At 37.7% G+C, this 26,364-nt stretch carries 23 protein-coding genes and 1 pseudogene; 19 read left to right on the top strand and 5 right to left on the bottom strand.

The features are described 5' to 3' along the window. Positions 1–119: 119 nt before the first annotated feature. The 3 genes from NSR00_RS11280 to NSR00_RS11270 all read left to right on the top strand — a co-directional run bounded on the left by NSR00_RS11280 (position 120) and on the right by NSR00_RS11270 (position 3,179). On the top strand, positions 120–533 hold the full coding sequence (locus NSR00_RS11280) for a glutathione peroxidase (protein ID WP_340789235.1): 414 nt from the start codon (positions 120–122) through the stop codon (positions 531–533). A gap of 574 nt (positions 534–1,107) precedes the next feature. Next, positions 1,108–2,079 (top strand): MBL fold metallo-hydrolase, encoded by a 972-nt coding sequence (locus NSR00_RS11275; RefSeq protein ID WP_340788806.1) that lies wholly within the window; start codon positions 1,108–1,110, stop codon positions 2,077–2,079. Positions 2,080–2,195: 116 nt separating this feature from the next. Further along, positions 2,196–3,179, top strand: a complete 984-nt coding sequence (locus tag NSR00_RS11270; RefSeq protein ID WP_327856623.1) for an endonuclease I family protein — start codon at positions 2,196–2,198, stop codon at positions 3,177–3,179. 355 nt (positions 3,180–3,534) lie between these two features. Here NSR00_RS11270 and NSR00_RS11265 read toward each other — a convergent pair whose 3' ends face one another. After that, positions 3,535–3,702 carry a hypothetical protein gene (locus tag NSR00_RS11265; protein ID WP_340788804.1) on the bottom strand — a complete coding sequence of 56 codons (168 nt, stop codon included), beginning with the start codon at positions 3,700–3,702 and terminating at the stop codon, positions 3,535–3,537. A 2-nt stretch (positions 3,703–3,704) separates the two neighbouring features. Beyond that, positions 3,705–4,841 (bottom strand): carbon-nitrogen hydrolase family protein, encoded by a 1,137-nt coding sequence (locus NSR00_RS11260; protein WP_340788801.1) that lies wholly within the window; start codon positions 4,839–4,841, stop codon positions 3,705–3,707. Positions 4,842–5,556: 715 nt separating this feature from the next. On the opposite strand from NSR00_RS11260, the gene NSR00_RS11255 reads away from it, so the two are divergent. From NSR00_RS11255 to NSR00_RS11215, 9 genes are all read left to right on the top strand, one after another. After that, entirely contained in the window at positions 5,557–7,608 is a 2,052-nt protein-coding gene (locus tag NSR00_RS11255; RefSeq protein WP_063388869.1) for a BglG family transcription antiterminator, read from the top strand. Positions 7,609–7,642: 34 nt separating this feature from the next. Then, positions 7,643–8,122 carry a PTS sugar transporter subunit IIA gene (locus NSR00_RS11250; RefSeq protein WP_082829602.1) on the top strand — a complete coding sequence of 160 codons (480 nt, stop codon included), beginning with the start codon at positions 7,643–7,645 and terminating at the stop codon, positions 8,120–8,122. Between the two features lies 1 nt (position 8,123). Continuing rightward, complete coding sequence (locus NSR00_RS11245; RefSeq protein ID WP_063388867.1) at positions 8,124–8,408, top strand: PTS sugar transporter subunit IIB; 285 nt, start codon at positions 8,124–8,126, stop codon at positions 8,406–8,408. Between the two features lie 45 nt (positions 8,409–8,453). Then, the gene (locus NSR00_RS11240; RefSeq protein ID WP_063388866.1) at positions 8,454–9,716 is read left to right on the top strand and encodes a PTS galactitol transporter subunit IIC; all 1,263 of its coding nucleotides are present in this window, start codon (positions 8,454–8,456) and stop codon (positions 9,714–9,716) included. A gap of 38 nt (positions 9,717–9,754) precedes the next feature. Beyond that, a complete protein-coding gene (locus tag NSR00_RS11235) occupies positions 9,755–10,789 on the top strand; it encodes a zinc-binding dehydrogenase (RefSeq protein WP_311066593.1) in 1,035 nt (344 codons plus the stop codon). Between the two features lie 107 nt (positions 10,790–10,896). Next, on the top strand, positions 10,897–11,079 hold the full coding sequence (locus NSR00_RS11230) for a hypothetical protein (protein WP_066251194.1): 183 nt from the start codon (positions 10,897–10,899) through the stop codon (positions 11,077–11,079). Positions 11,080–11,103: 24 nt separating this feature from the next. Continuing rightward, positions 11,104–12,159 carry a galactitol-1-phosphate 5-dehydrogenase gene (locus NSR00_RS11225; RefSeq protein ID WP_066251196.1) on the top strand — a complete coding sequence of 352 codons (1,056 nt, stop codon included), beginning with the start codon at positions 11,104–11,106 and terminating at the stop codon, positions 12,157–12,159. A gap of 1,117 nt (positions 12,160–13,276) precedes the next feature. After that, positions 13,277–14,350 (top strand): BtaManbiosPhlase, encoded by a 1,074-nt coding sequence (locus NSR00_RS11220; RefSeq protein WP_066251199.1) that lies wholly within the window; start codon positions 13,277–13,279, stop codon positions 14,348–14,350. 241 nt (positions 14,351–14,591) lie between these two features. Further along, the gene (locus NSR00_RS11215; protein WP_340788796.1) at positions 14,592–15,533 is read left to right on the top strand and encodes an MTP-1 family protein; all 942 of its coding nucleotides are present in this window, start codon (positions 14,592–14,594) and stop codon (positions 15,531–15,533) included. 425 nt (positions 15,534–15,958) lie between these two features. Here NSR00_RS11215 and NSR00_RS11210 read toward each other — a convergent pair whose 3' ends face one another. Beyond that, positions 15,959–17,251, bottom strand: coding sequence for an MFS transporter (locus NSR00_RS11210; RefSeq protein ID WP_340788795.1), 1,293 nt, complete (start codon positions 17,249–17,251; stop codon positions 15,959–15,961). A gap of 591 nt (positions 17,252–17,842) precedes the next feature. Then, positions 17,843–18,814 (bottom strand): 2-hydroxyacid dehydrogenase, encoded by a 972-nt coding sequence (locus NSR00_RS11205; protein ID WP_327848108.1) that lies wholly within the window; start codon positions 18,812–18,814, stop codon positions 17,843–17,845. A 704-nt stretch (positions 18,815–19,518) separates the two neighbouring features. Between NSR00_RS11205 and NSR00_RS11200 the strand changes: the two genes are divergently transcribed. Further along, positions 19,519–19,959, top strand: coding sequence for a hypothetical protein (locus tag NSR00_RS11200; RefSeq protein ID WP_340788794.1), 441 nt, complete (start codon positions 19,519–19,521; stop codon positions 19,957–19,959). A 204-nt stretch (positions 19,960–20,163) separates the two neighbouring features. Here the strand turns inward: NSR00_RS11200 and NSR00_RS11195 are convergent, their stop codons facing one another. Then, positions 20,164–21,084: a LysR family transcriptional regulator gene (locus NSR00_RS11195; protein ID WP_063388857.1), complete on the bottom strand. Its 921-nt coding sequence runs from the start codon at positions 21,082–21,084 to the stop codon at positions 20,164–20,166. A gap of 135 nt (positions 21,085–21,219) precedes the next feature. On the opposite strand from NSR00_RS11195, the gene NSR00_RS11190 reads away from it, so the two are divergent. From NSR00_RS11190 to NSR00_RS11165, 6 genes and pseudogenes are all read left to right on the top strand, one after another. Further along, complete coding sequence (locus tag NSR00_RS11190; protein ID WP_340788793.1) at positions 21,220–22,248, top strand: IS1595 family transposase; 1,029 nt, start codon at positions 21,220–21,222, stop codon at positions 22,246–22,248. 51 nt (positions 22,249–22,299) lie between these two features. Then, a complete protein-coding gene (locus NSR00_RS11185) occupies positions 22,300–22,662 on the top strand; it encodes a hypothetical protein (protein ID WP_340788791.1) in 363 nt (120 codons plus the stop codon). A 481-nt stretch (positions 22,663–23,143) separates the two neighbouring features. Then, positions 23,144–23,686 (top strand): V4R domain-containing protein, encoded by a 543-nt coding sequence (locus tag NSR00_RS11180; protein ID WP_339197754.1) that lies wholly within the window; start codon positions 23,144–23,146, stop codon positions 23,684–23,686. After that, positions 23,679–24,941 (top strand): PucR family transcriptional regulator, encoded by a 1,263-nt coding sequence (locus NSR00_RS11175; protein WP_340788788.1) that lies wholly within the window; start codon positions 23,679–23,681, stop codon positions 24,939–24,941. The genes NSR00_RS11180 and NSR00_RS11175 overlap by 8 nt, the downstream gene beginning before the upstream one ends. A gap of 338 nt (positions 24,942–25,279) precedes the next feature. Continuing rightward, positions 25,280–26,191, top strand: a complete 912-nt coding sequence (locus NSR00_RS11170; RefSeq protein WP_340786843.1) for an IS4 family transposase — start codon at positions 25,280–25,282, stop codon at positions 26,189–26,191. Then, positions 26,092–26,307: pseudogene (locus NSR00_RS11165) on the top strand (transposase); the annotation flags it as partial. The gene NSR00_RS11170 and the pseudogene NSR00_RS11165, both read left to right, overlap by 100 nt. Positions 26,308–26,364 lie beyond the last annotated feature (57 nt).

Raw genomic sequence — 26,364 nt, 5'->3', positions numbered from 1 at the left:
TTATAGTAAAAAAATGGATGTTTACTACCCTCGCTTAGGTGTTTTCGTTTTTTCTCTAAAGTCCAGAAAAAATAAAACTGAAAATTCAGACATCATTTATGCGACGGTAGTGGCAAAAGCTGTATAAAAAATATCATGATCAAGGTTTTGAAATACTAGGATTTCCATGCAACCAGTTTGATCAACAGGAGCCGGGAACAAGCGATGAAGCAGCTTCTTTTTGCCAATTAAATTATGGCGTCACATTCCCGATGTTTGCAAAAATCGACGTGAACGGAAAAAACGCTCATCCATTATTCGAATATTTGAAAAATGAGGCGCCGTTCCGCGGATTTGATGAATCGAATACGGCAGAAAAGCTATTAAAAATCAAACTAGCAAATGAATACCCAGAATGGCTGGTTGGCAACGATATTAAATGGAATTTTACAAAATATTTAATTGATGAAAACGGTCAAGTCGTGAATAGATATGAACCATGGGACGAACCGATTGATTTTGAGCAAGATATTCAGAAATTATTGAAAAACTAAATCCGGTTGAATCGTTTTTTCATTCGACCGGATTTATTTTATGTATAAGAATGCTAGCAAGAAGCGACTAGTTCTTTTGCCTGTTTCGTACTTAGATCAACATGTAAAAAAGAATTTATGAATTTTAATGTTCAAGCAGATTTCCCCTTTTCCATTGAAAATAAGGAAGGGGGTTATTTATTTTTCAGTAAAGAGCTTTGGTATTTAATATGAAGCGCGTCAATTTACAGTACCTTGTCAGCCGGCTGGCGATGGGAATTTTTGATGTAAAATTAGCGTGAAATCAGCGGCCGTACTACCGGATCTATATTTGTTATTGCCTTACATGTTACAAATGGAAAATAAATTGGCAGACCCTCTTTTACAAACCTTTTTAAAAAAACATATAATATGTTTATACAGTTCTAAATTTTCCAAAGGGTATGGCAAAAATGGGGATTTGGTTAAAGTAAGCGTCTGCACTGCAAGAACTGAAATAAATCACATAACTTTTTTTTTCACTTTGTATCAAAATTTAAAGTCGGGGGTTTTAAGCGGTTTATTTGGTTCGTCAAAACAAAGGGGGAGTAAAAATATGGAACTTCGCAAGCAAAATTATGAAATCATCCCGATTATCGTCGATGTTCCGTCTAATTTAAGAACGATCAACTTTTTTTTAGTGAAAGCAAAAGAATCCCTTGCTTTAATAGATGCTGGTTTGGATCATGAGGCTTGTTGGAATGCATTGTTGGAAACGCTGCAAAAAAACGGGTTGGCTTTGCATGACTTAACCGAAATCATTTTAACTCACAACCATATAGATCATGTCGGATTAGTGAATCGAATCATTGCGGATCACCCCATTCAAGTTTATGCCCACAAAAATGCGATCCCGCGCTTAAAGAGAGACCGCCAATTTCTTGAGATGAGGGTGGAGTTTTTTTCTAAATTATATGAGGAAATGGGATGTCATGAAGCAGGAAGAAAGCAAGTCGATTATTTAAAAGAATCGATTGTGAAAAACAGAAAACTTGCTATCCAAGCGGAGATCATTCCAGTCGAGAGCAGCTATTTGGATTTTCAAATTATCGAGGTGCCCGGACATGCTCCGGATCAAATTGCGCTGTATGATCCAAAGCATCGTTGGATGATTTCAGGTGATTTGCTGATTCAGCATATATCCAGCAACGCACTTGTCGAACCCGATTCTTTTGGACGGCGGATGCCGACTTTACTCCAGCATAAACATTCTTTAGAGAAAGTTTCGGATTTGCCTCTCGATCTCGTATTTCCGGGACACGGCGTATTCATTCAAGACCTGAAAGATTTAATAAATAAAAGATTAAAAGGGATTGAGAAAAAAGCAGAAAAAATTATGAATCTCATTTTAAACGGGGTAACAACCGCGAGCGGTCTAGCCCAAGCCTATTATGGAAATAAGTATTCGGAGCAGTTTTCGCTTGTGATGTCTGAAATTATAGGACATCTAGATTATTTGGAATTAAACAGAAAAATTAGAAAGGAGATGGAAAAAGGAGTTTGGCATTATTCCATTAATAAAGAATAATAGAAGGTTTTTGATTGGCTGTTGACGATGAAAATTTTTTCTTGTATTTCGCAAGCTGCAAAAGTAACAAAGTTTCATTGTTTGCAAGCATGATACTAATTATTGAGGTATGAGGAATGATGGGAAGAAAAAGGAGAAAAGATGCACCTTTAATTAAAAATATTGCAGAGCACAAGGAGTGGCAGAAAAAAGATCGTACTCGGACATCTCTTACTCTTTTGCAGAATCAGGAAAAAATCCGCCAAAACACGAAGTTTTATTATGATCCAGAAAAAGATAAAAAAGATATAGAGCATTATTACAAAAATGTCATCGGAAAAGAAATCAAGGGGCTGAACCTATTTTACCATTATCATAATCTAGTGAAAAAAACACATAAAAATCAGCTGCCGTATTTTATATGCAAAGATCATTATTTGTATACGTGGGTCGATTTGCAGCCGGATGGAACAGTGAAAAGCATCTATTCTGGCGAAAAAAGCGATCCTAGCCGAATCATACAAGAAGATTTCGAAATAATTCAAAAAAGATATGAGCAATTTCAAGCTCTTTTAGAAATAGTCAGCAAAAAGGACATTTCTTTATTGAAAAAGATGAAAAGCATTGACTTGCGTTTAAAATATAATACAGAACATATTGTTCCGCAGTCTTGGTTTCATGCACGGGAACCGATGAAAAGCGATTTGCATCATTTATTTGTTTGTCATCCGGAGTGCAATGTCAAACGATCCAATTATCCTTTTCATGATTTTTCTTTTTATCAGCCGGAATCGCCAAAAGAAAAAATCCGCAATCGCTGCGGAGTTGTTAAAGACGGCCGATTCGAACCGGAACATGGCAAAGGTACTGTTGCGAGAGCAATGATGTATTTTTTATTGCGATACCCGAATGAAATAAAAAAAAGCAGCCTTAAACAAATTAATCTTTCTTTACTGATTCACTGGCATGAATCGTTTCCCGTTTCCATCTATGAAAAGCATCGGAACCAATCGATTTATTATATACAGGGAAACCGCAATCCTTTTATAGACTTTCAAGAGTTAGCGTATAAAATAAAGTTTCCGTTTCATATTGGATCATGTGGCGTCAAGGAATCGTGAAATCATAGACTATAGGAGCATACTTAGAGCACCTCGTTTTGCAAAATAATCACAAGAAGAGCCGTTCTTTCGAAATACCGATTGTAAAGCTCCTGATTTTTCCTGCTTAACTCTGAGCTAAAATTTCAAGATGCTCTTTCCATACAAGATGACGGTCAATGGCAGCTTGCGGTCAGAAGCATTTCGGATTTTGTTTGTCTCTGTTTATTTGCAACCTGCTGATCCGTAATGGTTGCTGGTCGGCGATTTATAATGAAGAACAGCCGAATGTTCGTTCGTTTGAAAAATTGGCTATATTCTGTCATTCAGAACTCCCTAGTTTCGAGAAAAACAAGGGAGTTTTTGTTGCATATGCTTATAATGATTGACTTTTTCCCTTAGGCAACGCTTCACTATCTGCTTGCTCTTGTTTGTTCGTAACTAAAGTACGATCATTGATATTATATTTGAAATACGTTACTTTTGATTTTGTCACATCAAAAGTGTGAACACCAGAATTCGGACCGAAAGAACAGAGACACATGGTTAATTCCCCCTTGTAATTGCATGAACGGCTTCGCGCTGAATTTCTGATAATCTTCTGCTGAGCTCATCTGATTCACTGCTTCGAAGATTTTGTTCTAATTGCTTTAACAAGTTCATTATTTGATCAACAGATTGTTGATCATGACCACTTCCATTCTTCGGATTACTAATGTTATTGGCATTGTTCATATCTCGGAGCACTTTATAAGGCTCGCGGTTTAACAGAAGACTAGTCACATCAGGTCGTGAATAATGTCCGGTGGCATCGTGCCAATGTGCCATATCAGCAATTAATTTCATATCAACTTCAGCGTACAAAATACCTTCCTTTCCTTTTAAAGGACCGGATAATATGGAACCACCGGGTGCGATAATCGCCGTCCAGCCCCCTCCAGGCTTTATCCACTCTTTTTGATAATCAGTCTGTGTTAACTTTTCCACATTGTCCTTGTCGACTGTACTTTGACAATTGATAACAAAACATCCGCCTACTTGAGCATGATAACGCGCAGATAGTTCAGTAGACATATCAAATAATGTATCCCAACCCGTTATACTTGAAAATCCTACCCATACGGCACAATGCAGCTGGGAGCGTTGTGCGATAAGGGAATGACGTACCAAATCCATAGTATGCTCCCAGCAGACCAGCCCGCTCATTCGTCCCAGCTCTGTGTCATAAACATTTAGATAACTTCCATCTCCCATGCCCCAATGAACACGCTCAACATGAGTCGGCATCAATTTCCTGTGTTTGCCAAAAATTTTCCCTTTATTATCAATAAATAAAATTGTGTTATAGCATGTTTTTCCGTCGCGCTCTGAAATACCAATAACGACATGTATATTATGTTTTCGTGCAGCTTCACATAAAGCATCAGTTGTTTTACTAGGTACTTCTACAGAATTGAGAAACCATTCCTTAAATAGTTCATGATACCACATTGGTGTTCCTAACCAGATGTGATACGGATAGCCAGGAATATAAGACTCAGGCAATACAACTAATTGAGCCCCTTGTTTCGCCGATTCTTCAATTAGCGAAATAGCTTTTTCCAAGCATTTTTCTCTGTCATATAAAATCGAAGAGGCTTGTACGGCAGCAACCGTGAATTTCTCATTTGAAAAATCGCTCATCAGCTAATCCCACCCCATAGAATTTTTAATTATAAAAATAATTAGAATATACAGTAAATTTCATTTGAGTTCAATAAAAAAATTACGTTTTTTATACGAATGAATAATAAGAATTTGTATTATGATTTCATATATCTTTCCTTAATTTATGATAAAATATGGATTTTTTATAATTATATTTTAAAATTTAGATAAAATTTTAAATATTTTTCATTATGTCTCTTTTATGAAATTATAAATAACATTATGTAATTGTGTTAGTATATTAGCTGATTCCTAACAAGACGGTTAAGAAGAGCTCGTACATCCAAGGACATTCGATTTTACAGTAAGTGTCAAACGAATCCCGTCTTATCTTTTCCGGATGGACAGGTTTTTCGTCGCTATTGATTACAAGCGACTGGGCAAGGTCTTTGACCTTGTACTTCTTTATATTCTAAATCCTTGTTGGGAAGTCTATAGATAAATTAAATAAGTAATTGGATTTAAATCCATTTACTTGATGCAGCATCCATTTCGGACTGCCTTAATGCCTGAAAATGAGATTTATCAGAAGGAGGATGTCATTCGTTCAGAAGGTGTCCTTAATATTTGATAATAACGAGAACAGATCAGTTCATCCCAAAATTGTAAAGCGAAAATTCAAAAAAAGGAATGAAAGCGTAATCAATTTTAGGAAAAGTGGCCTAAAATTGTGCTTAGAAAGGAGGTACAAATGCTACTAGACATTCGAAGCAATTGTCTTTTGAAAGAAGTAATCAAAAATCCAAACATTAGTAGCAATGAACTTGCTCAAAAATTCAACTTGAGCAAGAGACAGATCAATTATAGTTTTTCCAAGATCAATGATTGGCTTTATGAACAAAATTTCCCTCAGATTGAAAGGACAAATCACGGCTATTTTGTTGTAGATCCGAGTTTACTAAAAGTATTGAGTGAAAAGGAAAATACTCAATCAGTCGATTTTTATGATTTATCGAAACTGCAGCGCGTCCATTTCATTATATTGATGATTTTAACGAGAATGGATGCCTTATCGTTGGCTCATTTCACATCTGAACTAAAAGTGAGCAAGAATACCGTTATTGACGATTTGAAAAAAGTAAAGGATATTGTCGAACAACACGGCCTTGAATACAAGTATTCAAGAAAATATGGATACGTCATTGAGGGAGACGAATTTCAATGCCGGAAACTGTTAATCTCTATCACGAACAGCATCTGGACAGCAGATCAAGGAAAAGAAAAGATCATTCAGATTTCGCAATTATCTGTAGATGAGTTAGAGGAATTTAAAAATCGCCTCGAAAAAGTGGAGGCATCGTTAAATCTGAAATTTACAGACGAAAAACTTGAGTTAATGCCTTATATTTTAATTTTTATTTTAAGAAGAATACGGAAAGGCCATCATATCGGTTCTTTTAACCTTAATTATAATGAGATTTCCGGCACAAAAGAATACTTGGCAACGGAAGAACTTTTGCATGATTTTCCAAATGTTTCAGAGGAAGAACGGCTCTTTATTACTCTGAATTTGCTGACAACGAATGTTTATTGGTCTAAAGAGGAGATTGATAAAGAAATTCCTGAATTAAAAAGCGCGCTAAGTCAAGTGATCGACAACTTTGAAAAAAATACGTTCATTTTTTTGAAGGATAAAGAGCAGCTTCTTCAAAAGCTCGTCCTTCATATGAAGCCCGCCTATTTTCGAATTAAATACAATTTAACTGATACAAATGATGTTCTTGATGATATCAATAAAAATTTCAAGGAATTGCATCATCTTGTTAAAAAATCGGTTAAACCGCTGGAAGATTTAATCGGTTCAGCTATTCCGGAAAGTGAGATTGCTTATTTAACAATTTTAATCGGCGGGTGGCTTTCCAGGCAGGGCGACAATATTAGCCAAAGAATGAAAGCCATAGTTGTCTGCCCAAAAGGAATATCAGTTTCCAGATTGATGTATGGGACGCTAAGAGAACTGTTTCCTGAATTTATTTTTCTTGATTCATTGTCTGTGCGCGAATTCCAACAATATGAAATGGATTATGACATTGTCTTTTCTCCAGTTTATTTGAAAACAAATAAAAAGTTCTTCCTTGTAGATCATTTTATTGGTGCTGAAGAAAAAAGACGATTGCGAAAAGAAGTGATGTCTGACTTATATGGGTTTGTACCTGAAGTAATAAATGTTGAAGAATTAATGGGAATTATTGAAAAGCATGCTGTCATTAAAAATAAAAAAGAGCTTTACAATGCGATTCAAAGCTATATTCACCAAGGCTCTAACAACAAGTTAGAAAATCATTCTATTAAAAATCCGAATTTATGCGATTTAATTACTCCTTCAACGATGATATTCCGCCATTCGGTTCGTAGTTGGGAAGAAGCGATTAAACTGGCGGCCCAGCCTTTGCTGAAGGATAAAAGCATTAAAGAACAATATGTTGAAGCAATGATCAAACATTGCCAATCAGATCCTTATTTTGTCATCAGTGAACATGTAGCTATTCCACATGCTTCACCTGATGAAGGAGTAAATCGTTTATCGATGAGCTTATTGAAATTGCGAAAAGGAGTAGCCTTTGAAAACTATCAGTCCATTAAGTTAATCATTGTGATTGCAGCTTTAGATAAAGATCAACATTTAAAAGCATTCATGCAATTAATGAATTTAGTGAGAAATGAGCAGGATTTGAATAAAGTATTGAACGCACAAAGCATGAAAGACTTACACGAAGTTCTGAAATTATATGCTCAAGAATAAAAGCTCTTTTATTAATGGAGTAGGTGATATACCAGTGATTGATTTGCATTTTGATGAATCTTTGATTTTTTGCGACTTAAAAGCGAAGGATCAGGAAGAAGTTTTGAAAGTAATGGGAAACCATCTTTACGAAAAAAACTTTGTAAAAGAGAGTTTTATAGATGCAATTATTGAGAGGGAAAAAACCTTTCCGACCGGTCTCCCAACTTCCAGTAATATATCTGTCGCCATTCCCCATACGGATTCCGTTCATGTCAATAAAAAGGCGATCAGCTTGGCGATACTAAAAGACGCTGTTGAGTTTGGAATCATGGGGGAGCAGGAGGCAAAAACTCCGGTAAAAATTGTGTTTTTATTAGCGATCGACAAGCAAAATTCTCATTTGAAAATTTTGCAAAAACTGATAAGCATCTTTCAAAACGAGGATGTCATCAAGTTTTTAACAACAGAAAAAAATAAAACATTAATCAAAACAAAAATTATAGAATGTTTAGATTTAAAGGAGATGAATTGAAATGAAGAAAAAACAAGTATTAGTCGCATGTGGTGCTGGAATTGCTACTTCAACTATTGTCAATGATGCGGTGCAACAGCTTTGCAAAGAACATAACATTGAATGTGAAATTATTCAAATAAAAATTACAGAAGTTGGTTCTTATGTGGACACGGCTGACTTATTAATTAGTACAACAATTGTACAACAGGAGTACCCGTTCCCGGTTATTAATGCACGCGCTTTCTTAACAGGCATTGGACTGGATGAAGTGAAAAAAGAAATTTTGGAAGCGCTGAAAAATTAAACAAACGTTTGATTATTTTGGTAGGGGTTTAAGGAGGGGAAAAATATGCAAGGTTTTGTTGATGCGATACGAGCATTTTTAGATTTAGGTGCAACAGTTATTTTGCCCGTGGCGATTTTTATACTAGGGTTAATTTTCGGACAAAAACCCGGAAAAGCCTTTCGGGCCGGTTTGACGATTGGTGTTGCATTCGTAGGGATTTTCTTAGTAGTTGATCTTTTAGTCAATAATCTAGGGCCGGCAGCTCAAGGAATGGTTGATCGATTTGGAATCGAACTGAATGTTATTGATGTAGGTTGGCCGGCTGCTGCATCGATTTCTTGGGCCTCCCCAATCGCAGCCTTTATCATTCCTCTCGGATTGTTGGTAAATGTTTTGATGCTTGTGACAAAAACGACAAAAACAATGAATGTAGATATTTGGAATTTTTGGCATTACACTTTTACCGGTGCAATTGTATATACGTTATCAGGCAGTATTATTCAAGGCTTAATTGCCGCGGTATTATTCCAAATTGCTTGCTTGAAAATTGCAGATTGGACAGCTCCGATGCTTGATAAATATTTCGGGCTTCCGGGAATTTCTGTTGCAACGGGAAGCACAGTTTCATACGCAGTTCTTGGTATCCCTTTGATCCAATTGATTCAAAAAATACCAGGTCTTAAAAATTTAAATGCTGATCCGGAAACGATTCAAAAAAGATTTGGGATCTTTGGTGAACCGATCTTTATGGGGTTAATTTTAGGTGTCGCATTAGGATTATTGGCTGGATATTCTGTCGGAGATACGATCGAAATCGGGATGTCTATGGCAGCAGTTATGGTGTTAATGCCGAGAATGGTGAAAATTTTAATGGAAGGTTTAATGCCGATTTCTGAATCAGCTAGAGAACTGCTTCAAAAGAAATTCGGCGCACAAAATATTTATATCGGGCTAGATGCTGCCGTTGCAATTGGTCACCCGTCCGTAATTTCAACAGCTCTTATTTTAGTACCAATCACAGTAGCAATCGCCATTATTTTACCTGGAAATAACGTTCTTCCGTTTGGGGACTTAGCTACCATTCCTTTCATTGTTGCATTTATTGTCGGTGCTGCAAGAGGAAACATTGTTCATTCGGTAATCGTTGGTACATTGTTAATCGCCCTGTCACTGTACATGGCGACAGATTTGGCGGCGCTCCATACTGAGATGGCTGTAGAATCTAAATTTAACATGCCTGAAGGAGCGAGCAAAATCTCTAGTATCGACCAAGGTGGAAATCTGATCAATTACGTTATCTATAGAATTTTTGCGCTATTCAATTAATAGTCTCCAATATTGCAGCTTGCTGGAGGGATAAAGAAATGAAAGCTTTAGTAAAAAAAGAACTAGGATTTGGGAACTTGGAAATAGTAGATGTGGAAGAACCGAAAGTCGGACCGGATCAAGTCAAAATTTTAGTGAAATACAGCGGAATATGCGGTACGGACATTCATACGTATGAAGGACATTACAAAGTGAAAGCCCCCGTTACGTTAGGCCATGAATTTTCCGGTGTAGTAGCAGAAGTCGGGGAGAATGTAACTGAATTTCAGGTAGGTGATCGGGTAACCTCTGAAACTACTTATTATATATGCGGAACATGTAAATACTGTAAGTCCGGTGATTACAATTTATGCAGCAACAGAAAAGGGCTGGGCACGCAGCAAGATGGAAGCTTTGCAACCTATTTGATTGCACGTAAAGAAAGTGTTCATAAGCTTCCTGAAAATGTAGATTTTCTATCTGCAGCGATGACGGAGCCGCTTGCATGTGCACATCATGCAGTTAAGAAAGCTACGATTCATCAAGGTGATGTCGTTTTAGTACTCGGCCCCGGTCCGATTGGTTTATTAGTCGCTCAAGTCGTAAAAGATTTAGGAGCTAAAGTTATCATAACCGGATTAAGCAATGACAAGCTGCGGCTGGAAAAGGCAAAAGAGCTTGGACTGGATTATGCCGTAAACATTCAAGAAGAAGACGTCAAACAATTAGTCAATGAATTGACGGATGGCTACGGTGTAGACGCAGTATTTGAATGTACCGGTGCTGTACCTGCTTTGAACATGGGGCTCGATTTATTGAAAAAGAAAGGCCAATTTGTACAGGTTGGCATTTATGCAAAATCTGAAATCCCTATTGATATGGAAAAAATTATTCAAAAAGAAATTGTATTCACCGGATCTCGCAGTCAAAAACCAAGCGATTGGGAGCCGTCTTTAGCCTTGATGAATGAAAATAGAGTAAATACTAAAACACTTGTAACACATCAATTCAACATTTCTGAATGGGATAAAGCATACGAAGCAATTAAAAGCGGCGATGCAATTAAAGTTATTTTAACTCCTGTTCATGAATAATCAGTTGTTCCCCACCGCATTTAGCAGGTGGGGATATGTCTCATGTAAGTCTTGGCAAAGGGGAAGAAGTAAAGTATTGACAAACATGTCAATAAGAAGGTGAAAAAATGATTGAGAGCATCATAGATTTTATTCTTGGACCGTATGGGAGAATGGTCAGCGATTTTTATATTGAACATCAATTTATCATAAATTCAATCGTGTTGGCAGTTGCATTTTACAAGCTTTTCAAAAATAAATCTAAAGGTGTTCGTTCGGAGCAAGATATGAAGGTTCATAACGAAAATTAAACCATGCGGGAAAGGGAATAGGAAATGAAAGCACTAAAACTTTACGGAAAACGAGATCTGCGGTTCGAGGATGCTAGTGAACCAAGGATAGAAAATGAGAACGACGTGATCATTAAAGTAAAAGCAACAGGCATATGCGGTTCAGACATTTCAAGATATGCAAAACTGGGACCTTACGTACAAGGAATGATTTGGGGACATGAATTTTCCGGTGAAGTGGTAGAAGTTGGTCCTTCTGTCTCTCATGTAAAAGCAGGAGACAGGGTTGTCGGCTGTCCTGCTTTATATTGCGGTAAATGTGAAAGCTGCAAAAAAGGGATTTTGTCCCAATGTGAAAGCTTGCATGTTATTGGAGCCTTACAGCCGGGATCCTTTGCCGAATATGTGAAATTGCCTAGTGAAAATGTGCTTTTAATACCGGACGAGATAAGCTATGACTCCGCTGCTTTGATTGAGCCGTCATCCGTTGTCGTACACGGGCTTTACCGGACATCGTTGCAGCCGGGTGACAGCGTTGCTGTCATGGGATGCGGAACTATCGGGCTTCTCGCAGTCCAATGGGCAAAAATTTTTGGAGCAAGTGAAATCTTTGCGATTGATATCGATGATCAGAAATTAAATATTGCCAAAGAAATGGGAGCGGATTTTACGATTAACCCTCTTGAAAAATCGGCATATGATCAAATCATGGAGCTGACGAATGGAAAAGGAGTAGACATTGCTGTAGAATCAGCGGGATCCCCTGTAACATCCGCCCAAGTTTTTTCATTAGCGAAAAAGAGAGGGCAGGTTGTATTTATGGGAATTCCATACGGAGACGTCCTAGTCGAAAGATTTTACTTTGAAAAAATCGTCCGAAACGAATTAACCGTATTAGGATCTTGGAATGCCATATCGTCTCCGTTTCCAGGAAAAGAATGGAAAACGACAATCGATTGTATGAGAACCGGAAAAATAAACGCTGAGGCACTGATCACACATCGCATCACGTTAGAGGAAGGACCGAAAATGTTTGAAAAAATTTTAGAAAAAAAAGAGTTCATCGGCAAAGTATTGTTTTATCCGGAAATTAGGCTTTAATTTTCAGCCGCTGTTTGAGCTATGCGGAAAACTTATTCTTGCCATTTGAACTATTGTTACCTGCTTGGAGCTTCATTTGCAAAATATACAAATGAATAAAAACAGCTGAACAAAGTCTAGCCTTCCTTATTTGGGAGGCATTCAGACTGTCGGCGAATGCTTTCATCCAGCGTCACTGGCCTCGTCCGCTCATGAACTTTTTTGGTTCGATTCGCATTTCCCTAAAGATCAGTTCCTTGTCTGCCAAGCGTTTTTAAGACAGACTAAGGTGGAAAAAATCGAAATGAATAGACGCTTAAAATGATGGTAGGGCTGTCCAAAAAGTCAGGGTTAACTGACTTTTTGGAGCCATTCATTTGGTACAGTCAAAATATTCCGTTGGAGAGGTGCCCAAGTTAACTGACTTTTTGGAGCCCCTTCATTTTAGGGATTTATCGGACAAACCATTTTTTCCTATCTTGTTTAATCCTTCAGAAGTCTTATGAAGGATTTTTCTTATGTTCTCTTTCTGAATTACGTTCTTCAAAAGTTTTATGATGGACATTCAGCACATACAATTGCTTCTTATTGGACTTCATTGCCTCTATGAAGGACATTTACAAATTTTATTCGATTATTTTTGTCCTTCACAGTAGTATTCCTCCCCAATCCTTCATTTTAGGAACCCATCGGACTGTCATTTTTATATAGAGAATTTTGTTTGAATTTGCTCTGTACACCCCTTGATAACCATCCCTGTCATTATGCAGTATGTCAATCTTTCGTTTGTTTTGTCACCATAAAAATAATGGCTCATCTTTCAATACATAAGTGCTGCGTTTTGCCTTGCCAATCCATTCAAGAGGTGTTTGTGGATTTTTGGACAGCTGGATTTCATGCTTTAACTCTTACCTTTGATTGAAAATTGCCATATCAACCTTGATTTTTATTCTGAATATTTATATTAGCGACGCTGTATAAATGAGATGTTCTTTGGATAGATAATTCAAACGTTGATCATGGATTGTTTAACATTCGATCACAATTGGTAACAGGAATTGAAAAGGGGACATTGAAGAAAAATAACATGGCAATTCAAAAAACTTCCTAGATTTTTTTAAAACAGGAGGCATTGGTTGTGAAAGTTTTTCGTTTTCCAGAAAATCCACTGATTGCTCCGGACGATGTAAAACCTTTTCACCGTGGACATGAAGTAATAGGAGTTTTTAATGCTGGTGTTGCCCAGTTGAACGGCGAAGTGCTTTTATTGCTGCGCGTTGCTGAACGTCCTGTCTGTACTGATCCAAATGTCGTGAAAATTTCTTATATCGATTTTTCTTCAGGAAAAGGAAAGCTGAAAGAGATGGAATTGCAAAAAAATGACAAAAGATATGATTTTTCTGACCCAAGAATGATTTTTTACAGTGATTCCATGCATAGAGCTGCCTATGTCACATCTTTATCTTATTTTCGGCTTGCCCGCAGCAAAGACGGACGGAATTTCACCATTGATGATAAACCTTTCATGTATCCGGAAACTGAACGTGAAGCATGGGGAATTGAAGACCCAAGAATTACTAAGATTGGTGCATCTTTTTACATTCAGTACAGCGCAGTGTCGCCTGAAGGCATTGGAGTGGGGCTTGCCTCAACAACTGATTTTAAAACATGCAGGCGGCTAGGGTTAATTTTTCATCCTGAAAACAAAGATGTGGCCATTTTTCCTGAAAAAATTAATGGCAAGTACTATGCGCTGCATCGACCTGTACCGAAAGGAATCGGCAGACCGGAAATATGGATTGCTGAATCGGACAATCTTTTATATTGGGGAAATCATCGGCATTTGCTTAGTCTTAGCGAAAAAGGATGGGACAGCTGCCGCATTGGCGGGGGAGCAGTTCCATTTAAAACCGATAGAGGCTGGTTGGCTATTTATCATGGCGCTGATCAAAACGACTGCTATTCTTTAGGTGCTCTGCTTCTAGACTTGAATGATCCTGGGAAAATGTTAGCTAAGACGGAGGAACCCATTTTAAAGCCTGAAGCGGATTATGAAATGAACGGATTCTTCGGTCAAGTTGTATTTACATGCGGAGCTTTGACGGAAAATGGTACAGTTCGGATTTATTATGGTGCATCGGATCAATCGGTTGCAGGTGCGGAAATTTCTCTTGAAGAAATAATGGAAAAACTTTGCAAACGTTTTATTTGAAATAGGGCAGGGCATATAAATAATTTGCTGATCTTTGTAAATGATATAATTGACGAAATACTTTTGTTATGTAAAATAATTAAAAGAATTCTTTTGAAAAGGTAAATAATATGATGAATCTATTTGTAAAATATTTTTCCCCCGTTACACATCATTGTCAAGCATCATTGGAATTGAATATGATAAAACATCAGAAAGTCTTTGCTAGAAACAGAAATGCAAAAGTGTGGAGGGAGCTTTTGTGCGGTTGGAGAAAACGGGCATTAAGTCAAGCGCTAAGCTGCTAAAAGAATTTGAAAATGCTCCTCAGCCGATCAATCCACAAAAGTTAATTTTCAAAGGTGTAGGAAATAGGGACGTATATAATATCTCGGCGCCGTTTTTAGATGATGGGGAACTTGTCATAGCAGGTAGAGTAGAGCCTCGAAACAGCGAGCATTCAGAAGTATATTTCTTTGTAAATCGGGATGGAAAGTGGATTCCGAAAGAAGGAGCGCCGAAATTTCAGCTGCAGGATCCGTTCGTGACGAGAATTGGCGGAGATTTAGTTTTTGGCGGAGTTGAAATTTTTCCGCATCCCACTTTTAAAAGCTCACTTTGGTGGAGAACGCTTTTTTATAAAGGGAAAAATATTGCAGATTTAGAAAAATTCGCTAAAGGTCCTGAAGGCATGAAGGATATCAGAGTGATTGAATTAAAAGACGGATCAATTGGAGTGTTGACAAGGCCTCAAGGCGAGAAAGGCGGTCTCGGCAAAATTGGGTTTATCCGAATACCGACTCTTGATGATCTTAATCCCGAAAATCTCGAAAAAGCCACGCTTTTAGAGGGCCAATTTACGGATGAAGAATGGGGAGGAGCAAACGAACTGCATTTGCTTTCTAACGGTCTGATTGGTGTGCTCGGACATATAGCAAGCAAAGATGAACTAGGGAACCGCCATTATTATCCGATGGTGTTTGTATTAGATCCTGATACAATGAAATTTTCTGATATGGAACTCATTGCAACGAGATCCCATTTTTTGGAAGGTGCTGCCAAGCGGCCTGACCTTGTCAATGTAGTTTTCAGCGGCGGTTTAATCAGAAAAGGGGATGGAACAGCTGATCTATATGTAGGCACCAGCGATGCAGAAGCGCAAAAAATTACCATTACTGATCCGTTTGTGAAGTATGAAAAATAAGGAAGATTGCAAAATAAAAGGTTCATCATCAAAAGGCGGGGGTGACAAATTTTCTTCCCGTTTCTAGGCGGATACGAAAGAAAAGATGTTCGTTGTTTCGGTATCCATCCCCCTTTTTGATGAGTTTTATTTTATTTTTTGCCAAAGCAAATGGGACAAAGAATGCATGGAAGTGCTGCTTGGGTTGGAAAAACAGCAGGCACTTATCAGAAGGCATAGAAACCATAAAAAAGATGGTAATGGCAGAATAGATTTGATAAATTAGTTTGTCTAGTCAACAATTACGATACTAGAGTTTTCGCTTTTTTTATACCTATTAATAGAAAAATTATTCATATTATATTAACAACCCCAAGTATGGTGAGAAATAAAATAAAACCCAGATTATCCACATGGAATGGAATAATCTGGGTTTTGTAATTTTCTTAAGCTTTTATTTGTACTTTATCATTCAGCTCTCTATTCGCTCCATCTTTTACAGACCAAATAGCTACGAAGCTGATCAATGCAGCGAAAATAATATAAATGGCAACAGGAATGTAGGAATTATTAAATTCCACCAATAAAGCGGTTGCAATTAACGGTGCGGTCCCTCCGGCAACTGCAGCCCCAAGCTGATAGCCTAGAGATATTCCCGTATATCGAACTTTGGCCGAAAAAATTTCTGAAATCATTGTGCCGAGAACTGCATTCACAGATCCCCAAATAACGCCTAGGCCGATCACCGTTGCTAAAATTAATAAAAACACCGAATTTTGTTGAAGCATCCAAAAATATGGGAACGCATATAAAATAGTGAGTATAATTCCGCTAATATAAATCGTTTTTCGTCCGATTCGATCTGATAAGCTTCCGACGAGCGGAATGACGATTGTAGCTACGATAGAGCCGATCAGTACAGCATTTAATGCATCTGTATGATCAAAATTCAAAGTTGAAGTGGCATACGATACAATAAACGTACCAAATATATAAAACGGTGCAGTTTCCACGACTTTTGCACCCATCGCAATTAAAACCTCTTTCCAATGGTAGCGAAGAGTGTCTACCAATGGAATTTTAGCAACCTCTCCTTCTTGTTGAGCTTTTTTAAAGGCAGGCGTCTCATCAATTCCTTTTCTAATCCACAGCCCGAAAATTACAAGAAATGCACTTAACAGAAATGGAACACGCCAGCCCCATGACATAAATTGATCATGCGGCAAAAGTGACATAATTGAAAGGGCAAGGGTGCCTAAAATCAATCCTAAAGAAATTCCCATTTGAGGTACACTTCCAAAAAAACCTCTATTATTTTTTGAAGCATATTCAACAGCTAGTAAAACGGAGCCTCCCCATTCTCCGCCAAGAGCTAAACCTTGTATGAAACGCAACAGAGTCAAAAAGATAGGAGCCCAAATTCCGATCACTTGATACGTAGGCATTACCCCCATGCCAAATGTGGCAATTCCCATTAAGCTAAGGGTTAAAACCAATGTTTTCTTTCTTCCTAACCTGTCGCCAATATGGCTGAAAATAATTCCGCCAACAGGTCTGAGGAAAAACGCTAAAGCAAAAGAAGTATAGGCAATTAATAATCCGACTGTAGGGTCTTCATTAACAAAAAACAATTGGTTAAAAACTAATGATGCAACTGTTCCATAAAGAAAGTAGTCAAACCATTCAATCGCACTTCCTACTAAACTGGCAATCAATATTTTCCATTTACCCTTGACCATGGCTTCTCCCCCTCTTTAAATTTTTCGTTATAAATCGAATTGTTTAAACGCTTTCATTTTCACGAAGCTTTCAGTTCATTTAGAGCTTTGTCCGCCTCCTTTCATTTTATTAAATTTTCTGACAACAGATAAACGGGTCATCTGATGACCGGAAAATAGAAATATCTTTTTTTATATTAACATAAATGACATTTTTGTAAAAAGTATCTTTTTGAAAAAATTCCATTTCACGATACGTAAAGCAGATTATCCAACGTCCGATCTGCAAATAAAAACTAGCATCCATGACTGCTGAATGCTTTAAGAAAACGATTTGATTATTTCAGCACAATCATCAGCAGCGAATGAAATATAACAGAAAAAGCAGCTCATTGCAAAAAGAGTGCGAGCCTCCTCAGCCTGGAGCTAAAGGCTGAACTTAGAACGGTTTGAATGAATCAGCATTTATCCCGGTTTCAGCAAGCAGCAGTTTAAGGACTCACATTTTATGTTTTCAAAGAAAAAAAGCGCCTCCGTGGAGAACGCTTTTTTCATTGAAAAGATTTTTTGGAAAGGAGTGTTTCTGATGTTCAGAGGTTTGAAATTAGCAATTCACTTTCGCATCACTTCTTGATTTATTAAATTGGGCGGACATAATCCTTTCAGCCCCTTTATTAAATTTTCCGCCGCCAGTTTCGCCATTGCATACCGCGTTTCATAAGTTGCTGAGCCGATATGCGGTAATGTGACGACATTATTCATTTTTAACAGAGGGTGATCTTTCGGGACAGGTTCTTGTTCAAATACATCAAGCCCGGCACCTAAAATGAGTTTGTTTTGGAGCGCGTAAATAAGGTCTTTTTCGTTGACGGTCTGGCCCCTTGAACCGTTGATGAAAATGGCGCTTCGTTTCATCAATTGAAATTGTTTTAGCCCGATTAAATGCTTTGTTTCTGATGTTAACGGCGTCATAAGGCAGACAAAGTCTGATTGTTTTAGTAAGTCCTCAAGCTCGCAATAGATGGCATGAAATTGTTCCTCTGCCTTTTGATTGCGGGATCGGTTATGATATAAAATGTTCATGCCAAAACCGAAATGTGCTCTTTTGGCAATGGCGGTGCCGATTTTCCCCATGCCGATAATCCCAAGTGTTTTATGGTGAACGTCAACACCAAATAAATTTTCTCCAATCGGGGCTTCCCATTTGCCTTCTTTTACGTAACGATCTAACTCCGCCATTCTTCTAGCTGTAATAAGGAGCAGCCCAAAAATTGCATCAGCCGTTGTTTCATTTAAAACATCAGGTGTATTGGTTGCCATAATGTTTCGTTTCGTTAATTCCTGAATGTCTAAATTGTCATATCCAACGGAAACATTGCTGACAATTCGCAATTTTGGAGCTTGCTTTAAAAAATGCTGATCGATTCGCATTCCTGCGCCAATCATCCCTTCAGCGTCATGTAAGTCATGTAAGAATATAGAATAGTCTTCACTGTCGGGGTAATATTTGATCTCACATACTTGTTTCAAGCTGTTTAAAATATCTTCAGGCAATTTTTTATATACTATCACCTTTGGTTTCATGTATTTATCCTCCAAACATATATTTTACATCAAGGCGGAATCTATTATGGAAGAAATTGTGCTGCACGTATTCTAAAGGTGTCTTTCATGTGAGAAAAATGGAAGTAAGCGATTGATTGATCTAAAGTTTGAGCATGGAGATTTTCCCAATTGTTATCTAGGAAAACAAAGAAGGTTATCAAGGCTGCTTGTCCACAAAACCTCTGTTGATTTTGCAATTTACCTCTTAACGGCGCGTTAATAATACAGGCTGCGAGCTTTCCCGCTTTTGGATCAGTTTCATAACATCTAATACAAGTTTGTCGGAGCACAGTTATAAATGGGCGCAGCGATTCAAACGTTTTGGACGAGTTTGTCTGTTTGCTGAAAGGATGATTTTCTCACTAGGCGATATGTCCTAGTGCCCCTGTCAGCTGAAAACAACTTAAAACCTAAAAGCGCTTTTCTCCGTAATCAGGACTTCTGGACATTTAGCACTATTTCATGCTTTTTTTTCAATACGTTTTCGGCAATTTCATGCCCTTCAATTTTTCCTCTGTGTGCTGATTGAGAAGCAGCAATTTGTCATTCATAGATTGAAAGATACTATTTTTCAAAAATCGGTTCATTCTACTAAATTATGTTAATTCATTCGGAGGATGCATTTATGATCCACCCATATTATAATCAATCTGGATATTGATGGGATAGGAGGAATATTCATAATGAAAAAGAACTTCATAATAGGTGCAATAGCTGTTGTCTTAATACTTTTTGCTTTTGCTAGTTTTGGAGCAGCTCCGAAAAAAGCAGCAGGTCTTTCTCTTTTTCAATACAAAAGCGGCTATTTTACCAATTATGTCGAAACGCCAAGCTATCAAGAAAAGTGGACGAGCAGCACAAAAAATGTCTCCATCTCATACGGACGCATTGAAGCTTCAAGTGCAGCAAAAGGAACATTTAAGCTGTATATACAAATTAAACAAAATAATAAAGGAAGCTGGAAAACGATCAAAACGATCAATGCCAACAAAAACGGCACAACCCGTTTCGATTCACCGAAATTTTCACCAAAAGATCGGTACAGATTCAAGCTCGTTAACGAAGGAACCAAACAGAAAGTTACATATAAATTGACATGGGCAACAACAGGATTTAAGAAGTGATGAGGAAATATATTTCTTCATCACTTTTTAGTTGATGAAAACTATCCGCCGCCCAATATGTTACGAACACAACCGTAGAATATTGAGAAAAGAAGCCAGCCTTTTAATCTAGTTAAGTCGAGGTCTTCTCTCGATTTCAATTTTAAGTCCTTGTGCCACTATAATAGACATAAATTCCAAACAAAGATTCTCTTCGGTGTGCATTTATTTATTTGGCTGCGGTCTGCCAAGCTGATCATCAATCGGATATTCAGTTTTTAGTATCTTAATAAAATTCGCTGCACTTTTAGACAGGTACCGATTTTTTTCGAAAATTATCGATGCTTCAGCTGTAATGGATGAATCCTCAATTTCCAGCATTTGAATGTTTGGAATTTGAAAATTGGAAACGGCAGATTTTGGGACAATCGTTGCACCTACACCTTCTGCAACTAATGATAAAAGAATCGTTACATCAGGACACTCGCATAAAATTTTTGGTTCAAATCCATGCCGTGCGCATTCATTCACAACCATTTCATACTGGCCTTTCCCGCTGATTCGGTGTAAAAGAAGCAAAGGCATTTCTTTTATATCTTTCATTTGAATAGAATGATGTTTATAATTCCAATGCTGCGGAATGACGGCCACATATGGATCGCTTGGCAGTTTTATTGTTTGATATTCATCGGTATCAATGGGCAATCGTATAATCCCTACCTCTATTTCTCTGCTTTTTAAAAATTCACTGATTAAGAATGTATCTCCTTCTCTTAAATGGAATTTGACATTGGGGAATTTCTCAAGAAGCTTCCGCATTGTTTTGGGTAAATAGGAAAAGCATGATTTCACACATCCTATTGATAATGTGCCTTTCGTTCCATCGTTTATTTCTTGGACTTCCAAAATCATATCATTCAATTGATGAAGGAGCTGTTTCGTTTTTTTGTAGAAAATTTTTCCGGATTCCGTTAATTCAAGTTTTTTTCCGTTCCGTTCTAATAAAATGACTCCAAGCGTTTCCTCCAATTGCTTCAACTGGTGACTTAAAGGCGGCTGCGCCATATGCAGCTTTTTCGCCGCGCGTGTAATTTGTCCTTCCTCGACAATCGCTGCAAAATATTTCAGCTGTTTAATGTCAATCAATCTGATCACCTCATGTGAAGGTGCATATTTTTTTTATATAAAGGCTCTGTTAAAGATAAATGTTGATTTTTTGATTTTTTTACAAAATATTGTCATAATAAAAGGAAAATAACGCTTTGACAGAGGTGGTAAGGATTGAATAAAGCTTTCAGCAATTTGCTTAAATTCTTGGGGAGATTAAATCCAACTCAAAAAGAACAGGTCTATCATTGGCTGAAACGCTATGTTGACCCTACTTCCTCTGTCGGAGGTCGAATGATTGATGAAATGCGTGAAACTCGCTTTAAAGAGGGTTTTAAATGCCCTCTTTGCACAAGTGAACACATTGTTCGCTTCGGTAAATACAAAGGTCGCCAACGTTATAAATGTAAGGCTTGTTACAAAACATTCTCTGATATGACGAATACCGTTCTCTATCGTACACGAAAAGGTAACGAGTGGATTGCTTTTATTGAGTGTATGCTTAAAGGATATTCCCTGCGAAAATCTGCTGAAATCGTAGGGGTTACTTGGGTTACGCTTTTTTACTGGCGACACAAGTTGCTTAATGCTCTAAAGAAAATGGATTTTGACCAATTTGAAGGTATTGTCGAGGTTGACGAGACCTATTTCTTATACTCTGAAAAGGGTAAACGCGGGATTACAGGTCGTAAACCTCGAAAACGTGGAGGTAAATCAAAACATCGTGGAATTAGCAAAGAACAGGTCTGTGTTCTGGTGGCTCGTGATAGAACTAAGGCAACGATTGCGAAGGTGACTTGTATGGGGCGTGTGGTCAAATCTAAAGTAGATAAAGTTATCGGCTCGAAACTCCGTAGCAAGAATATATTGGTTACAGATGCTTGGAGAGCTTACAAAACATATGCCAAAGAAAAAGGATTACAACATTATCGAATCAAATCTGATGATGGTGTACACATCATCAAAGGCATCTACCACATTCAGAATGTGAACGGTTTTCACAGCCGCTTGAAACAATGGATGAACCGATTCAAAGGTGTGGCAAGTAAGTATCTTGACAACTATTTGGCTTGGTTCTTATTCGTGGATAAACGAGGACACGAAACAACTAAGCAGAATATTAAAGATATGCTCGTATCTTCTTTCTCCTTCGAGATGAATGATACCTATAAAAGCATTCGTCTTTCTAAATTTTCAATCTGATTATCAGTGTTTCACTTTAACAATCGTAATTTTTCATTAAGGGGGTAAAGTATGGCAAGGAAAGTACGATTTGATGATGAGGGTGTAATTCTAAAATTGAATGGAGTAACAGGACTATTCGCATTCAAATTCAACTTGAAAATGCCTTACAGCACTATCAAGAGTGTATATGTTGATTATTTTGATGCTCCGCAGTGGATGCTTCGGATGCCTGGAACTTCTATTTCAGCGTTAAATATTTTCGAGGGAAGTTTTAAATACGCTAATGAGTGGTACTTTCTTTCTTACGAGAACAGAGTTCCTCTGTTAATTATTGAGTTGGAAGGACACGAAAAGTATAATTATGCGATTTTCGAGATAGATGACCCTACCAGTGTTGCATCAGAAATCCGCAAACGTATAAGAGAACTGTAATGTTAATCTTATGGTGTTAACGAAAGAATTTTTGAAACAGGACACACAAAAAGACCGAAAAAATCGGTCTTTTTCTTTAGTAAAATATCAACAATAAAATTTAACAGAGCCTATATAAAAAACCACTAGTGTTGCATTAATTTAATTTTAATATTAAAAAGACTCGCAATCTTCACTTATTTTATTTTGTGAAAAGAAAAAGTCCTTTATAATGGATAAGTCAGGTGGTAACCCGTCCAAATCCACAAAAAAGGACCAAACTCATGGACAAGATTACACGAAAAACTTCATTTGGACAATGGTTTTCGCCAATATCTTATATAAAATGTCCTACAAATTATATTGCAAAATTTATTAAATATTATGACAATTTTGATAAAAAATGCTAATAGTTTGTGGTGAGGGGGACGGAAATGGGGGAAGTTTTAGACTCCAACGAAATGATGAAATTTTTGCCTGAATCTGGGCAATCTTAAATACTTTGCGAAATCATTTAATTTCAGCTTTAGGTCTCGACAGAGCTAAAGGTTTTTTATTACGGTATGGCTGGGATTGCGGCAATAATTTTTCAAATCATTTAAGAAGGAAAGATGCTTATCATACGCTGACATTGAAAGAACTGTTTATCGCTTGTTCGCATATGCACGGCATAACGGCTGATTTAGGCATTTCAGTTAAAGAGCTGTATATCGACCCTGTAACAAAAGATTATTATTCAGAAGGCTATTGGAAGCATTCACAAGAAGCTGAACACCATATTGCAACCTTTGGATTATCTTCTGATCCAGTATGTTTTACACTAATAGGATTTGCAGGCGGATATGTGAGCAATCATTTGGGTAGAAAAGTAATTTTTAAAGAAGTTGAGTGTGAAGGAAAGGGTGATCCGCATTGTCATTGGATTGCCAAACCGGTTTTAGGATTGGGGAGAAGAAATCGAAAAAGAGCTGCCTTATTAGGAAAATTTAGGACAAGAGCTAGACAAAGCTTTTATAAGGATAGAAAAGCAGAAAGAAATGTTTAAGAAAGCTCTTATGATTAATGAAAAGTTGACAAATTCGCTATTAAACGGGTGTGGACTAAAGGGGATATTGAACACTTTAGCGGTTGAGATGAATTGTGCTCTTCTGCTGGAAAACTCTCACCGTCAGTTGATTGAAGCGAGCGATTCGCTTCGAAAAATTTATTTAAACAGCGCTGATTATGTGTGGGAGAAAGTGGAAACAGTAGATATAAAAGAAAAATGTAATACGAATCGGGTAAAAGTTTCTTCAGCAAAAGGCTATACATTTGAAAAATTAATATCTCCTGTTTTTGTAAGAAACAACATTTTTGGTTATGTTTCACTAATTCGTGAATCAGAAGGCTTTTCGGAATTGGACTATATCGTCATTGAAAAGGCGGCATCCATTTGTGCTATGCAAATAATAAATGAAACTTCTGCGTTTGAAAACGAACAGCGAATTAAAGGAGAATTGCTGAACGCCGTTTTTAGGGGGGAATTTTCAGAAGAAGAGCTTACTTACCGATTAAAATTAATGGGATACAATCTTAATCAACCGCAATATGTGTTTTTGTTTCATCTGGACAGCGGCCAAGAGTTTAATCGAAAAGAGCTTGAAGATTCGCTTAATCATTATAAAACTGCAGCAGCTGAAAACTTAAATAAATTGTTCAAGCAGCAAGGTTTTGCATGTATAATGACAACAAAAGTCAATCAGCTGATTGCTGTTATTCCTGAAGATTTTATCCGTCAATTTTCATCTGAAGTTTCATGCGGGCAATGGCTAATTGATCAGATTTTCTCCGAGATTAAAACTTTTGAAATGAAATTGGGGATCAGCAGTTTATGTCAGCAAGCATCAGATTTGAAAAAAGGATTAAAAGAAGCAGAAAAAACAATTAAGATTATGAAGTTTTCTAAAAGCAATGCGAAAGTCAAAGCATTTAAGGAGCTTTTAGCGGTTGCGAAGTTAATATGCTCTGAAAATTTACCGGAAATGGAAGCCTTTTCACATACAATGCTTCAAAAAATAAAAAACTACGATGACAAGCATGGCTCAGATTTATTAGAAACGCTTTTTTGGTATGTTGAAAATAACGGACATCTATATAAAACAATCGAAAGAATGCATGTTTCATTAGGGTCTGTTCGTTACCGACTGAAGAGGATGCAAGAAATTGGCGGGTTTGATTTATCGTCGAGCCAAGGCTTCTTTGATGTTCATGCTGCGGTCAATATTTATTTCTTAGGGCTCATTGAAGTCAAAATGAAATAAAGCGCAAGTTTTATAATCATGACAATTTGTCCAATAAACTTAACTCCCTCTTGCACGCTCAGGCTGCTTCAGAGGATTTTCATCAGAAAATACAATCCATTCAGGAAATTTGCAAAAATGATTATCCGATTTTTTAAGTGAACGCTATTTTAAAAATTTTACAATGGGTTATTGTGCTAGGAACGTTTTTTTCTACACGGTGGAGAAAATAAACCCCAATACTTTTTAAATGGGGGAATTTACCCATAGCCATCAAGTTAAGAATTTGATCTTTTTTCAGCGCCAAAAACATGGTATCCTTTCTAACGAAAATCATCGTTGGAAAGGATTATTTTTTGATGGCAAAAAAGATGAAGGCATGGATAAAAACGATTCGTCAACTCTTCTCCTATGAAGAACTGACCCGTCTGGCACGGAAAGTCGGATTCATTCAGCGGCAGCGTTCATTAACAGCGGAAGCCTTTCTGACGCTATGTGCTTGGGGAGACGGATCGCTCGCCTGTCAGTCGCTTCAGCGGTTGTGTGCCGATTTGGCGCTCTGGCATGATTGCTCTCTCTCGAATGAAGGACTGAATCAGCGGTTTACGCCTCGTGCCGTGGCGTTTTTAAAAGAGGTCTTTTTTACTCTCCTGATGCATCAACGTCCGGCACTCTCTTCCATCACCGAAACGTATCGCGCTTGTTTCACCCGTCTGCGGATCTTAGACTCTACCAGTTTTTTACTTCCGACCGACTATGGTGAGGACTATCAAGGTTCGGTTTCATCTGGCGCCAAAATCCAATTTGAGTATGAGCTGTTATCGGGAACCTGTCTTCAGCTGTGCGTCCAACAGGCCAATGATTCCGATGCCCGTTTTGCTTATCATACCCAGCACACGATTTTACCGAATGACCTTTGCATTCGGGATCTGGGGTTTTTTTCACTCGCCACGCTGGCGGAGATCGATGCTCGAGGTGCTTATTATATTACCCGGTTGCGTTCCGATATCAAAGTCTATATCAAGCAGGACGGGGAGTGGCACGAATGGGATTGGGAATCGATAGGAAATCGATTGGGCGAGGGGGAAGCCGTGGAAGTGGAACACGTGTATATCGGACACCAACGCCTGTATGTTCCGCGTCTGATTTTTCGCCGTCTCACGGCGGAAGAATGGGAAAAACGGCTGGCGTACGTGCGGAAAAAGGAAAAAAGAAAGGGAAGGCGCTGTCACGCCAAACCCTTGAACAAAAGAAATATCACATCTTACTGACCAATTTACCACAAGAATCGTTTGATGCGCAACAAGTTTATGAGCTGTATTCGCTGCGCTGGCAAGTGGAGCTGTTATTTAAGGGCTGGAAATCCTTATTTGATCTTGACCGTGTCAAAAAGATGAAGAAGGAACGATTCGAATGCCACTTATATGGGACATTGATTGCCATT

This window comes from Aeribacillus sp. FSL K6-8394 (assembly GCF_038008865.1).
GTDB classification, from domain to species: Bacteria; Bacillota; Bacilli; order Bacillales; family Aeribacillaceae; genus Aeribacillus; species Aeribacillus composti.
This window is presented reverse-complemented; position numbering and strand designations above follow the sequence as displayed.

What these genes read in the sequence shown, in the direction of transcription:
- NSR00_RS11275 (WP_340788806.1), top strand. Translation starts at nt 1,108, where the DNA reads ATGGAACTTCGCAAGCAAAATTATGAAATCATCCCGATTATCGTCGAT.
- NSR00_RS11270 (WP_327856623.1), top strand. Translation starts at nt 2,196, where the DNA reads ATGATGGGAAGAAAAAGGAGAAAAGATGCACCTTTAATTAAAAATATT.
- NSR00_RS11265 (WP_340788804.1), bottom strand. Translation starts at nt 3,702, where the DNA reads ATGTGTCTCTGTTCTTTCGGTCCGAATTCTGGTGTTCACACTTTTGAT.
- NSR00_RS11260 (WP_340788801.1), bottom strand. Translation starts at nt 4,841, where the DNA reads ATGAGCGATTTTTCAAATGAGAAATTCACGGTTGCTGCCGTACAAGCC.
- NSR00_RS11255 (WP_063388869.1), top strand. Translation starts at nt 5,557, where the DNA reads ATGCTACTAGACATTCGAAGCAATTGTCTTTTGAAAGAAGTAATCAAA.
- NSR00_RS11245 (WP_063388867.1), top strand. Translation starts at nt 8,124, where the DNA reads ATGAAGAAAAAACAAGTATTAGTCGCATGTGGTGCTGGAATTGCTACT.
- NSR00_RS11240 (WP_063388866.1), top strand. Translation starts at nt 8,454, where the DNA reads ATGCAAGGTTTTGTTGATGCGATACGAGCATTTTTAGATTTAGGTGCA.
- NSR00_RS11235 (WP_311066593.1), top strand. Translation starts at nt 9,755, where the DNA reads ATGAAAGCTTTAGTAAAAAAAGAACTAGGATTTGGGAACTTGGAAATA.
- NSR00_RS11230 (WP_066251194.1), top strand. Translation starts at nt 10,897, where the DNA reads ATGATTGAGAGCATCATAGATTTTATTCTTGGACCGTATGGGAGAATG.
- NSR00_RS11225 (WP_066251196.1), top strand. Translation starts at nt 11,104, where the DNA reads ATGAAAGCACTAAAACTTTACGGAAAACGAGATCTGCGGTTCGAGGAT.
- NSR00_RS11210 (WP_340788795.1), bottom strand. Translation starts at nt 17,251, where the DNA reads ATGGTCAAGGGTAAATGGAAAATATTGATTGCCAGTTTAGTAGGAAGT.
- NSR00_RS11205 (WP_327848108.1), bottom strand. Translation starts at nt 18,814, where the DNA reads ATGAAACCAAAGGTGATAGTATATAAAAAATTGCCTGAAGATATTTTA.
- NSR00_RS11200 (WP_340788794.1), top strand. Translation starts at nt 19,519, where the DNA reads ATGAAAAAGAACTTCATAATAGGTGCAATAGCTGTTGTCTTAATACTT.
- NSR00_RS11185 (WP_340788791.1), top strand. Translation starts at nt 22,300, where the DNA reads ATGGCAAGGAAAGTACGATTTGATGATGAGGGTGTAATTCTAAAATTG.
- NSR00_RS11175 (WP_340788788.1), top strand. Translation starts at nt 23,679, where the DNA reads ATGTTTAAGAAAGCTCTTATGATTAATGAAAAGTTGACAAATTCGCTA.
- NSR00_RS11170 (WP_340786843.1), top strand. Translation starts at nt 25,280, where the DNA reads ATGGCAAAAAAGATGAAGGCATGGATAAAAACGATTCGTCAACTCTTC.